The sequence below is a fragment of the Paenibacillus endophyticus genome, from assembly GCF_014192395.1.
GTDB lineage: Bacteria > Bacillota > Bacilli > Paenibacillales > Paenibacillaceae > Pristimantibacillus > Pristimantibacillus endophyticus.
In genome coordinates, this window is record NZ_JACHXW010000004.1 from 93910 (window position 1) to 106552 (window position 12643).

Here is a 12643-nt window from a genome sequence, read left to right on the forward strand (position 1 = left end):
CTACAGGAGCAAGCCATTTTTTTAGAAATAAACGATATAGATGACAGCTGCCAGCACGATTCTGTAAATTGCAAACGGAACCAGCTTGATTCGATTGATCAGCTTTAAGAAAAAACGGATAGAAAGCAGTGCGAATACAAATGCGCTTAGGAAACCTGCAATGAAAAACGGCAATGAATCAAGCGTGAAATATTCCCAGTTCTTCGCCAAGGACAGCAAGCTGGCACCTGCCATAATCGGAACTGCCATGATGAAAGTAAAGTCCGCTGCGGCGCGATGGCTCATTCCGAGAAGCACCCCGCCCGAAATCGTTGACCCGGAACGCGAGAAGCCTGGCCATAAGGACAAGCATTGAATCAAGCCGACGGAGAGCGCCTGCTTATATGTAATTTGATCAACGGTATCCACTTTGGTTTTGGCAGGTCGAAAGCGATCGGCAATAATCATAAATATTGCACCGATGACGAGACCAACCAATACGGTTTCAATCGAAAATAAATACTCATCAATGTAATCATCGAACAATAGACCGAACACGCCAGCGGGAATTAGACCGACGATTACATGCGTAAGCTTTAGCTTGCGTTGAGGCTGTGATGCGTCTTTGGATTCTGTTTGAGCGCCGCGCCGCAATCCTAGCAAGTCGATAAACCGATTTCTGAAGATGATGACTACTGCTAGAATCGATCCCAGCTGAATGACAATTTTGAATGTGTTCGCAACGTACTTCGTCAAATATTGCTCCGATTGGAGCCACATATCGTCGACGATGACCATATGTCCCGTCGAGGATACCGGAGCAAACTCCGTCAAACCTTCCACAATACCCAAAATAATCGCTTTTAAAATAGTAAAAAAGTCCATTTGTCGTCGAATCTCCTAACTCTTTTAATTGATAGCATGACGAAATAGAACGGCATGGAACAAATCATAACATAAAACAGCCCTCTCCAACAATTCACGTTGCAACTATGCTGCTCTGTTTGATAGATTCCCGAGATGTTAGAGATTTCGAACTTGCTTGGAAACGATGCAAATAAGCCTTCGCAGGAGCCGAAAGCTTATTGTGATCGTATTGGCGCATGATCACCCAAATCGTTGACGGTAGCCGCATTTCCGGCAAAGCTCTTCCACTGCTTCCCGTCTTGAGAATCCTTCATAAAGCTTAGTCGAACGTTCATTTTCGATAATGTCCGAGAAATGAGTCTCATGAATGTTACCAAGATTAATGACGCCTTCCCCGTCCAAGCAGCAAGGGATAACCGTGCCGTCAATAAGAATTCCTGCTTGATTGCGAAGCGCGTGGCAGAATCCCTTCCCGTTATACTCCGGCTCTTTCAAATCTGGCCATTTGAATTCAGGATCTTGATTTAAGTAGATGCGTTCCGCTATTTTGACGCCAGAACCGGGGATAAATTTTTCTTCGATATTATAGTCTAGATTGAATGCCTTCTCGATCATCCCAAGCAGCTCGCGATTTTTATTTTTCTGCTGGTTCGTTTCATTGTCCATTTCCAAGTTCCATAGCCGGAAAGATATTATAATATTGCTGGATGCGACCGCTTCCTTCACGAATGATAAAATCTCAGCAAGATAGCCTTCCTTGTTGGTAGAACCGGCATGCCCATCAAAACTATGCAGCGAGAAATTAATTTGCCGTAAAGCCGGTTTATTGAGCAGCTTTTCTTTGTTTTTAGTAATCAGCGTACCATTGGACGTTATGTTAACTTTGAAACCCATCTCATGGCTAATATCGAGCAGCTCATCCATCTTGGGATGCAGCATCGGTTCACCCTTTACGTGGAAATAAATGTAGTCGGTATGAGGCTTAATCTGCTCTAGCGTCTTTCTGAAATCTTCTACTTTTATAAAGCCCTTTGCGCGCAAAGTTGGCGGACAAAAGCTGCATGATAGGTTGCATATGCTTGTTGTCTCGATGTAAAATTTCTTAAACTTTTTCATGGGGTTTATACTCCGTTTCCTTCGGACTCAGCAGCCTGAGTCTTGTCAGCCTGAATCTTCTTATCTAGTCTACCGCTATTATACAACGCCATGCAAGCAAGTGACAAAAGGAATAAACGGCTTCCGCCATCTATTCCCTTCTTTCCTCACGTATTGGCTTTATCCCCACGGGTACCGCATTCGGTTTTAGCTTAATAAATTCGGCTTGAAACGAACCCTTATAACATTCCATTGTTCTCCTTGTAATCGATGTGAGACATGTATCCGTTCTTCTAAAGGAATGGAATTGATTGCGAGCCACCTCTTCATAAATTCGGTTTCTCAGTGATTGCGGTACTGCAATGAACAGGTAGCAGAGGCTCCATTGGAGTGGGTTTTGTTATTCTCTGCATCTAGCAACCATTGAACGCATTTGATTAATCCAGTACATTGATCGTCCTCGTTTCGAAGAAAGCAGTTCTTTCTTTTTAGTCTTGCGTGTATCTTCGTTTGTCAGTAAAACCGAAAATGTGTTTGGGAATTCTCTTTACAACGGAACATACGAGGTTAATGATTTGAGGAAGTGCTATTAGTGCTTAATCATATCGCATTAAAATCAGAAATTGCACTGGTATTAGGGGATTACTTTAAAGAATTAGTTCTATTTCAAATTTACGGTTTTCACATCGCAATGGAGACGCGATAATTGATCTGAAAAATTGTGCAGCCCATGTAACCAATTCAAATGATTTCGAAAGTGTTACTGTTTCAATTGAGAGATTAGTGATGTAATCACTTGCCGGAATAACATAATGATCTAAATCAGCAACCTCCTTAAGGATTTATTTACCTGTAAGAGGCGATTAGTAATCGCTTCTGCTTCGGCCGTAGTGTTTTTGTGCGTTACATATCTCAAACATGTTGTCATACCGATTTAACGTAGTCCGCGACTACAATATTAGAGTCTTTGAGTAGGTGTAAATATATACCAAAAATTACTAAAAGTGTTGTATAATTAGAAGGTCGTGTTCTGCTATTTTCCAGGTAACGAATCGTACACGGGGGAGAGAATCCAAGAAATTCAACTGTCATTAATAGCCCCTCTCTTCACAAAAATTCTTTGGGGGAGTTATATGGAACAATGGTTTAGTTTGCTGCGAAATCCAATTGGAGACTTGGACATAGATACACAGAAATGGGTTTATCGTTCCTTCTATCAGTTCGTTTATCACGATACCCTTTTTTTGACACATGACCGTACGTTGACCGAAGACATCATTCAAGATGCCTTTATCAAAGCATCTGCCAAAGGTCCCGGACTAGGTCCTGATACGCATTTGCCAGGCTGGACGAAAGCCGTGGCGCGGAATACCACCATTGATTATTTACGAAAATTAAAAAAAGACCGTAAGATATTAAGCACTTCCTCAGTTAATATAAATGAAGCTTCTGTACATGAGATCAGTGTTGCAAGTGAAATTGAAACCAAAGAGAGAAACGAACTGCTTCGTCAGGCCATTAACGAACTAAAACCAGAATATCGAACCGTTCTGATTATGTTTTATATGGAACGAAAATCCTACCGGGAAATTTGTAAAGAACTGCATATTATTGAGAACGTTCTCTCTCAGCGGCTGGTAAGGGCACGAAAAAAACTGCTTGTTCATTTTCTTAGAAAATGGACGAATGTAAATGAATTATTATAATGAGTATGAGAGTGTCATACAATAGACGTTAGTCACTGCCCTTGGAAGTTTTGACTCCCATTCCTTAACGGGTCAATCTAAACTCAAATCGATCCCGATGCCTAATTACTGAGCAGTAATTTTTTCTATGAATTGTTTTTGTTTGTCCTGAAATTAATACTTTAATATAGCGACCTTCAGGATGATGGGATTTATAGGGCTATGAACATTGAATTCTCCCATCATACCGAGGCGCTTATTATTGTCGCCGCTCGATCCGGATCAAACCAGTTCGAAGCGAACTTTTACCTATCACTGAGCAAAACCCGGATAATGCCGTGCTGCCGACTAATCCATCGTTCAACTGTAACAAACAAGCAGGTAGTCTAATTATTCATTAACCTTGATCTGCTTCCGAACCGTTTCCAATTTATAGAACTTACTGTCGTCTCCGAACTGAAGTGTAAACTCCGCAATTGCCGAAACTTCATATATACCTCTCTTTTTAAACTCATATAGATGCTTCTCAGTTATAACCTCATCCACTGACAGTGGACGTACAACCCCGACATCCGTTCTTGCAATCGTGTTAATTGCCTTCCCGGTACTGTCCCATATGACAAAGTAAAACAATGGCTCCCCGCTCATAATCTCGATTATTCGCTCAGCCTCATTTTTAAATTCAACCTTAATCGTAAAAGCCTCATTTGTCTTAACATGCTCTTGAACAGAAATATGAACGGAAAAAAGATCTTTTTCAGCACTTGACGTGATAGTCGAGTTAAGGATTGTCTTTGCTATAGATTCGGGTTCTATAGAATGACAGCTAAGCAATGAAAAAAATAGAATTATTACCAACTTTTTCAAAAATAAACACCTCCAACCAATCAGACGATAATAGCCATGCTTTTGTTTCAGTCAGGTTCATAGAGACTGAAAAGTAATTTATTAACTTTATTTTAGTGATATCGTAAGATTTTGTGATGAAGCATCGTCATATCTATTAGTAGCACCTTTAGAAAGGAGACTCAACAACTTGACCTTCATCGGCTACGACCGAGTAATTCAAAAATAAAGCAAAATAAAGACCGGAAAGGAACTGACATGGTCATACTGTCGTCTGCTTTTTTTGTGAATTTTTCCCAAACGCTACAATTTAGTAAATAGAATTACCGTGAAGGGATGATAAACGATTGATCAAAAGAAAAATTATTCTTGCAGTTATCTTGGCCGGCTCATTAATTTCCAGCTCCATCAGTACTTACTCTGTTAGTGCAGAGGGTACGTATGCTCGTGAGATGAAGGCTTTTAAAGGAACCATTTCGGAAATCGCAGCTGCGACTCAAAAAAATGAAGTGAACGAAATTCCTTTTCCGTATCATGTAGACCTTACTACACTTCATGGAGAACTGAAAAACAGTGCACTTCTTGATGATTATGCTAATAAACAACGGGTGAAACAAGACATCCCTACCATTAAAAAAATGATTGAAGAAGCACCTTCTCGATTTGCAGGCCACTATTACGACGCCGATACAGGAACAGTAACCGTTCTAATTACTGAAGATTCGGAACCCCTGAAAAAGCTTGTGAGAGAAGCAATAAAAAATAAAGATAAAGTCGAATTCAATGTGAGCAAATTCTCATGGTTGAATATTGTAGATGCAAAAGAGAAAATTAAAAAAAGTGTTAAACCTGGAACAGTACTTGCGCTCATCCCGGATATTAAAAATAACAAGCTGATTATTGCTTTAGACGAAAAATCGGATATAAAGGAGAAACTAGCCGTTTCATCCTTGCTTACCAAGCCAGATATGCTTGAATTTACAACGCTCCCCGCCTCGGCGCTTAAAGTAGAAACTGATAATACTAATTGGGGTGCCCTCATTCCGATGGGGTCTAAAATCAGCGGCAATATCCGTCCGAAACCAGGCGATCCGACAACATCAATCTATTCAATATGTACTGGAGGATATTATGGTATAAATTCATCTGACCAAGACGTTTTGGTTACATCCGGTCATTGTCAAACTGTTGGAACGGTATCTGCATGGTATCAGCCCACTTGGGTAACGAATACGATTGGTAATTACTCATTTCGAACCACTTCTCCTGGCGATGGTTCATCTGCAGTTTCCGATTCCGGTTATATTACTTTGAATTCTAATTATATAGGACGACCACGAGTGCCGTATCCCTCCTCTTCCAATATGGCAATGGTTACGGGAGTCTATACGAGCGATACGGTAGGCGATACCATTTATTTAAGAGGTGCAAATAGCGGCACAACAACTTCTGGTACAATCGAGTATGCCAATGTTGATATTTGGTGGGGAGGAGATGGATACGGCTACAAAAACAATGAGGTTATGGCTACCGGCTATACCTCAATGGGCGGTGACAGCGGTGGTCCGATATTAACGGATTATGCCTATAACAATGATCTTGAAGGTTGGACATTCGATATCGCCGGAATTCATACTGGTGTAGTTACGCTACCTGACACAGAAAGTGGAATTGAAGCAGGTACCTATAAAGTATATGAGCCAATCTGGACATCGTTTAACGATTTGAGCCTCTCCGGAATTTATCTTGTTGCCCCTTGATTTAGCTATCCTTTCATAATAGCAAATATAACTTTAACCAATAGCTCGGCTAGTACGAGCGTAGTAGACGCCTCGAACGAGTAACGGAAATAAACATGATTTTAGCATTAGCATTCATTGGTTATGTATTCACCAGTCCATCCGCCGAAAGTGCAGACAAGGAATGAGTCTATAGTGGCAAACTAATCAATAAGAAACCTCCATTTGCATAAAGTAAGAAAAACCGCCAGGGCATAAGTGAACTGCACCCCAAAAGTTAGACACCATCTAACTTTTGGAGGTGCAGTTCACAGCTGTGGCGGTTTATTGATTATTTGTGCAATATATCCGAGCTCCATTTAGGATTGTTACATCTAAGAAGAAACGTTCCTATCATTTGGAATATTGTTTCAATTGAACCTTCCATCTTCAAATAGTAACGGAGTTCCTAGTATACCCTGCATGGAATTGTGTTTTCGAACTCCCTACTCATCTTTTTGGAAGAGCCCTCTTCGTCTAACCTTCTCAACAGCTTCCTTGCTGCTGCGGACGCCGAATTTTTTCAGCATTTTATTTACTTGGTTTTTGAGTGTGCTCTCTGCCTTGTAAAGCCTCTTTTCAATTTGCGACTGTGTGTAGCCAGCTTCTATAAGCTCGAATACTTCACGTTCAGCAGGTGTGAGCAGCTGCAGCTGCTCCTCGCGCTTCAGACGAGCCAGCTCTTTGAGCAACGCTTCCATTGGTGCAGGATGATGTATCGCGCCTCGTATCGCTTGAGGCAATTCCCGGTAACGGGTTTTCTCCAAATAATGCACAGCACCAGCCGTAAATGCTTGTGTCATTGACCGCTCGTCATTTACGGAAGTTAACATGATTAGCTTTGCCTGCGTATGCTCATGCATTAATATCGCGGTTTGAATGCCATCATATTCGCTTTCTTCAAGTTGGATATCCATGAGTACAACATCTATGTGTATGGACTTGGCTATTTGAAGCGCATCTGTTGAATTTGTTGCCGTACCAACTATAAGCAGGTCAGCTTCACGGTTTAAGAAGGAAGACAACGCTTTTATCCAATCCTCGTCATCCTCAACAATAAAAACCTTTATCGGACTCACTCGGATGATCCTCCTTTAGAAAACGCAATAACTTTCCGCCTTGGCCAAATAATAGCAGCCGTTGTTCCTTCTCCAGCTTTGCTTGTCATTGTAATCTTAGCACCGCTTTTGTTGATCACATTATATACATAGGAGAGACCAAGCCCGAAATTCCTGCTGCTTTTGCCGCTGCTGAAAAACGGATCAAATACTTGGCCAAGCAGCTCCTCGGAGATGCCTATTCCGTTATCATGTACGGAGAGCTCGATGCCATACTTATGGTTTGACAATTTCACGGCAATGTTGCCGCCCGCCTGCATGGCTTCGGCTGCATTCAATAGCAGATTGCCGATTGCCTCGCTTATGTGAGTAGGATCGCAAAGGATCACCGGTTTTAGTGTATATTCAGCATGCAAAATAATGTTTTGCTTCAGCAGCAATGCTTCATGCTGCTTGAGCGTATTTTCAACTAAATAGGCCAATGAAACAGACTCCTCTTTCAATACAATATCCTTGATTTGGCTATGAATTCTTTCCATCATAGCCAGCATATGATTCGATGCGTTCATAATAATCTTAATATCCTGCTTTGCCTGTTCGTTCGAATCAGGCAGCGAGCTTTGCAAATTTTCGGAGCTAATTGCGATTTTGCCGATTTCGTTTTTAATCGTATGATTGAGCATCGATGTGCCAGAGTTTACCGCTCGCATCTTGCCCTCCATCGGATCATGTTCAATTCGAAGCCTCACGCCGAGCACGCCGTACATAAACGTACAAAGCAACGCCACAACAAGTGAATAAATCATAAACACCGAAATGTAATTGAAAAATTCGAAATCAGGCGATATCACTTTGGCAACGTAGATAAAAAATAATACGGCTAGAAGTGTCGGTACAATGATAACTGCCGTAATAAATCGGTTCCGTCTTAATCGCGAATCACGTTCTTTCCAGAACGAAATGACCAATATGTAACAGGAAACGAGATAATACGGAGCACTCCAAAACAAAAGCAGGTTAAAGAACCATTGTTGGTTGTTTGAAAGTACTGTAAAAACGAGCATCAAAAGAATGGGTAGTGCAGCGTAAAGCTTAGGCATGCCTTTTATACCGAGCAATTGTATTTTATTCGCATAAACAAGACTGAAAATAAGAACGCAATATGGCGTAACCGTATAATTTAAAAATTGCAGTCCATACGCGATTTGGGAAAAACCACTTTCATTCAATCGTGCAGCAATTCCTCCAATTGAAGCAGCAAGCAAGAAATAAGAGGCCCATCGATTCGACTCGCTTCTCGGCCGGTTGGCAAATACAATTGCGCCTGCGGTAAATAGTGCGATGAAATAAAAGAGCATGTATCCATACCTTCCTATCATTATTTGCTATGTCTATCCTAACATAAGGAAAGACACATACGCTCACACTGTCCATTGATAAAACAAAAAAAAATCTCAACCCGCGTTGAGAAACGCTGGATTGAGATTTATGAAAAACATTTCTTTAATAATCTGATTTAGGTTTGCGCGGCTGCGGTTTTGGCTTGTTTTGAACAGCTGGCAGATGACGCATGCTTCTAAGCATCGGTCCTTTGCAAATGGGGCATGCTTGCTCAGATGCTGCAAATTCATCTCTAACCCATGCTTTGCAGTCTGGATTTTTGCATTTAAATATTTTCGTCGCTTTTAATTTCGGTTTTTCGTCTTCGGTTGTAGCCACGCTTAGGTATTCCCCTTTTCATCTCTTTACTTATAGCATTAATTATTTATATCGTTAAATAAACAGGAACGACACAAACTGGCTTGGATACCTCTATACGATTTCCGGTAAAAGTCAGCTCACCGCTGGTTGAATCCACCCGGAACGTCACGATATTGTCTGAATCTCGGTTAGCCGCAAGCAAATAACGTCCGTTTGGCGTTAAAGCAAAATGGCGCGGATGACCGCCTTCTACCGAAATGTGCTGGACGAGCGAAAGCTGACCTGACGCACTAACCGCAAATACCACGATGCTGTCATGCCCGCGATTAGAGCCATACAGATAGCTGCCATCAGCAGATATCGTTATTTCTGCACAAGAGTTTTCGCCGTCAAAGCCAATTGGCAGCGTACTTACAGTTTCCAAAACATGTAATTGGCCTGTCTCATTATCATATGTAAAAGAAGTAACGGTTGAATCCACTTCATTAATGACAAAGACAAATTTTCCGTTCGGGTGGAACGTCAAATGACGGGGACCTGCGCCGGGATGCAATGCCACCTCGCTTTGGTAGACCAGCTTCTGATCGGCTGCGTCCAGCTTATACGTGACAATGCGGTCAAGGCCCAAATCGGAAACGAGTAAAAACTGACCATCTGGACTATAAAAGGAGGAATGCGGATGCGGACGATCCTGACGCTCTGGATGCAGGCTGTGTCCTTCATGCTGCTTAACATCGAGTTTTTGTCCGATCATGCCATCATCCTGAATGCTGAAGAGTCCTATCATTCCGCCGTGATAGCTGGTGACGGTCAAGAAGCGGCTTTCCGCATCGCGTTGGATGTGACAGGTTGTGGAATCTACTGTGATTTCACGATTCAACTGCTTAATTGCACCTTTTGCAGGGTCGATAGCATACGAAGCTGCCTCCCCTACCTTTTGCCCGGCATCGTTAACCGTTTCGGCGATCGCGTACAACAGGTTGCGCCCCGCATCCACATTTAGAAATGTCGGATTTTTGAGTCCTGCTACTGAGTCCGTTAAATGTAATGTGCCCGATTCCTCATCGAATGCATACACATAGACGCCGTTATCTTCTGCCTCTGCATAAGAACCGGCGAATACTAGCAATCGTTGTGATGTAGATGACAAAATGATTTCCCTCCTTAACAATTGCAATTCATTGCTTAATCAACGATACATATTCATACCGTAATCTATTATAAGTCTTGATTGCCCATCCGACAAATGGATTATTTCTTAAAGCTGATCCTCGCCAGTGCTCTCAAAAAGCTCGATAATCTCTCCATCTGGTCCCTTGAAAAAGGCGATTCGCACAGGTATGCCGCCTAGCACAGCGTCCTTCGGCTCAACCGTAATTTCCATCCCAGCCGCTCTTGCGTGCTCGATTGCTTCGGTTACATTGTTAGAGCGAAGTGCAAGGTGCAGAAATGCGCCTTCCTCTTTTTGCCCTTCCTTGCCGCCTGCGAATACTTCCAAATAGTTGCCGTCGCCTGTATCGAGCATAATCGCACGCCCATCGCCTTCGCCCCAACGAACCTTTTCCGCAAAGCCTAGAACTTCCGTATAGAATGCAACCGTCTTATCGAAATCATACACGCGAATCGCAATATGGTGAAACCCGCCCCCGCCAATTTTAGTGTTCATGCCCATTGTTCATTGCTCCTCTGATTGAGTATTAGATTCTATGGTCCACATACTTCCGGCCCAACAGACTAGATCGCCATTCTCAACCTCTGCAGCGATCTTGGATGCTGGAACCTTGATTGCTTTCCCATTAATCGAAATAGTTGCCGTTAGATGATCAAGTTCGATTATTTTGCCGGATCTTTTAATCTGACATTGCGTCTCTCCCTGGCTCATATCCTTCATGTCGAGCTCCAATCATTCGAAGTTAAGATTTGGATGAGTCTGGCGCGCAATAACCATCCGTACATAATACATCAGGATCGGATTCTTCCACTTGGATGAATGCAGGATGCTTTTCTTCCCATGCTTTATTGAGCGTATCTAAGAACACTGCAGGCGATTGGGCACCTGACACGGCATACTTTCGATCAATGACATAGAATGGAACTCCCTTTATCCCTAGTTGGCTTCCTTCCGTCTCTTCTTCCCTAACCTTAGCGGAATATTGATCCGTTTGAAGCATAGCCAGCACCTCGCTCGCATCGAGTCCAGCATCTGCTGCCAGGCTAGCCAACCGTTCGTGATTGCCGATATTCTCGCCTTCTGTGAAATAAGCTTTGAATAAACGTTCCGACAATTCTATGTCCTTACCCTGCTGTGCCGCGTATTTCACGAGGCGATGCGCATCAAATGTATTGGTTGACACTGCTAGATCGAAATGAAAGCTCAACCCGACTGCTGCTGCCTGTTCCGCAACATTACGCGTCGTTTCTTTCGCCTTTTCCACGCTCATCCCATATTTGGCGGCAAGCATGCTGTATGTGCTCACATTCGAATTCGGATCCGCGCTTGGATCCAGCTCAAAGCTTTTGAATGCTACTTCGATTTTATCTTTGTGGGCAAATTTCTCAAGCGCAAGCTCAAACTTTCTTTTTCCTATATAACAGAACGGACACACATAATCCGACCAAATTTCCACTTTCACTAAAAAACACCTCCGATAATAGTTGAAAAAAAGTGTGATGCTATCTTTGCTATTGTAACATGATTGTTTTCAACTTTGAAAACAAGTGTGCATGATTTAATCCGGAAATAAAAAAGATTCTCATGACAAGCCGCAAGCGCGACTTATGCATAAGAATCCACCCTGAACTATATGGCAAAAATATGGCGGCCGATCTTCGTCGTCTGCTTTCTCGACCAAATCCAATCCGACGTAGCTGTTTCGGGATTGAAATAATACAGCGCGCCGTTTGTCGGATCATATCCCTTCACAGCTTCCTGTGCGGCCTGGTAAGCAAGCTTGTTAGGCGTCAGCTTGTATTGACCGTCATCTACTGCCGTAAACGCCTGAGGCTGCTCAATGACTTCCTTGATGGAATTCGGGAAACTAGAGCTTCCTAATCGGTTCATCACGACCGCACCGACAGCAACCTGTCCCTTGTAGGATTCGCCTCGTGCTTCCGCATAAATGATCCTTGCAAGCAAATCAAGCTCGGTTTTGTTTACTGACACTTTTTTGAGCGTTTCCCAAGTTCGCTTCCCGGCAACGCCATCGGCTGCTAATCCGTATTCCTTCTGAAACCGTTTAAGCGACTGCAGAGTGGTCGTTCCGAAGTAGGTTGTTACGTCTGTATTGAAATATCCGATCGTTTTTAACCGATATTGTAGATCCGGAACATCAGGACCGGAACTTCCTATCTTCAAGGTAGCCGACTGTGCGGCATAAGCTGCTTCTAGTGGAGCGCTAAACACCATCATAAACCCGAGAATAAGCGACATACTATATGTGATAAATTTTATGTTCATTGTGTGGAATGAACCTCCCTTTTCATTTGCGCGTGCACGTTCCTTCGCAAATTGGAATAAGTTTGGCAACCTGTCGACTGGCTCGTTCGAGTTTAGCACAGTTACTATGGAAATGTAACCGCGATATCGGAATTACATACATTTACTAATTTACAATCATCCAAAAATCTGAATCGA

The 12643-nt window shown here is 42.6% G+C and carries 13 protein-coding genes; 2 read left to right on the top strand and 11 right to left on the bottom strand.

Annotated elements, in window-relative coordinates; translation table 11 throughout:
• Positions 1–21: 21 nt before the first annotated feature.
• Both FHS16_RS07965 and FHS16_RS07970 read right to left on the bottom strand, forming a co-directional pair.
• Positions 22–864, bottom strand: coding sequence for an undecaprenyl-diphosphate phosphatase (locus FHS16_RS07965; RefSeq protein ID WP_183560710.1), 843 nt, complete (start codon positions 862–864; stop codon positions 22–24).
• Positions 865–1086: 222 nt separating this feature from the next.
• Entirely contained in the window at positions 1087–1962 is an 876-nt protein-coding gene (locus FHS16_RS07970; RefSeq protein ID WP_183560712.1) for a radical SAM/SPASM domain-containing protein, read from the bottom strand.
• A gap of 1112 nt (positions 1963–3074) precedes the next feature.
• On the opposite strand from FHS16_RS07970, the gene FHS16_RS07975 reads away from it, so the two are divergent.
• Positions 3075–3647, top strand: coding sequence for an RNA polymerase sigma factor (locus tag FHS16_RS07975; protein WP_183560714.1), 573 nt, complete (start codon positions 3075–3077; stop codon positions 3645–3647).
• A 369-nt stretch (positions 3648–4016) separates the two neighbouring features.
• Here FHS16_RS07975 and FHS16_RS07980 read toward each other — a convergent pair whose 3' ends face one another.
• Positions 4017–4493 carry a hypothetical protein gene (locus FHS16_RS07980; RefSeq protein WP_183560716.1) on the bottom strand — a complete coding sequence of 159 codons (477 nt, stop codon included), beginning with the start codon at positions 4491–4493 and terminating at the stop codon, positions 4017–4019.
• Between the two features lie 326 nt (positions 4494–4819).
• Here FHS16_RS07980 and FHS16_RS07985 point away from each other — a divergent pair, with 326 nt between their 5' ends.
• On the top strand, positions 4820–6232 hold the full coding sequence (locus tag FHS16_RS07985) for a chymotrypsin family serine protease (protein ID WP_183560718.1): 1413 nt from the start codon (positions 4820–4822) through the stop codon (positions 6230–6232).
• Positions 6233–6696: 464 nt separating this feature from the next.
• On the opposite strand, the gene FHS16_RS07990 is transcribed toward FHS16_RS07985, so the two are convergent.
• From FHS16_RS07990 to FHS16_RS08025, 8 genes are all read right to left on the bottom strand, one after another.
• Positions 6697–7329 (bottom strand): response regulator transcription factor, encoded by a 633-nt coding sequence (locus FHS16_RS07990; protein ID WP_183560720.1) that lies wholly within the window; start codon positions 7327–7329, stop codon positions 6697–6699.
• The gene (locus FHS16_RS07995) at positions 7326–8666 is read right to left on the bottom strand and encodes a sensor histidine kinase (RefSeq protein ID WP_183560722.1); all 1341 of its coding nucleotides are present in this window, start codon (positions 8664–8666) and stop codon (positions 7326–7328) included. Before FHS16_RS07995 ends, FHS16_RS07990 begins: the two co-directional genes overlap by 4 nt.
• A gap of 145 nt (positions 8667–8811) precedes the next feature.
• Entirely contained in the window at positions 8812–9027 is a 216-nt protein-coding gene (locus FHS16_RS08000; RefSeq protein ID WP_183560725.1) for a cold-inducible protein YdjO-related protein, read from the bottom strand.
• 46 nt (positions 9028–9073) lie between these two features.
• Positions 9074–10159: a lactonase family protein gene (locus FHS16_RS08005; protein WP_183560727.1), complete on the bottom strand. Its 1086-nt coding sequence runs from the start codon at positions 10157–10159 to the stop codon at positions 9074–9076.
• Between the two features lie 108 nt (positions 10160–10267).
• The gene (locus tag FHS16_RS08010; protein ID WP_183560729.1) at positions 10268–10681 is read right to left on the bottom strand and encodes a VOC family protein; all 414 of its coding nucleotides are present in this window, start codon (positions 10679–10681) and stop codon (positions 10268–10270) included.
• A 3-nt stretch (positions 10682–10684) separates the two neighbouring features.
• Complete coding sequence (locus FHS16_RS08015; protein ID WP_183560731.1) at positions 10685–10900, bottom strand: hypothetical protein; 216 nt, start codon at positions 10898–10900, stop codon at positions 10685–10687.
• Positions 10901–10922: 22 nt separating this feature from the next.
• Positions 10923–11642 carry a DsbA family oxidoreductase gene (locus FHS16_RS08020; RefSeq protein WP_183560733.1) on the bottom strand — a complete coding sequence of 240 codons (720 nt, stop codon included), beginning with the start codon at positions 11640–11642 and terminating at the stop codon, positions 10923–10925.
• 167 nt (positions 11643–11809) lie between these two features.
• Positions 11810–12466, bottom strand: a complete 657-nt coding sequence (locus tag FHS16_RS08025) for a cell wall hydrolase (protein WP_183560735.1) — start codon at positions 12464–12466, stop codon at positions 11810–11812.
• Positions 12467–12643: the final 177 nt, after the last annotated feature.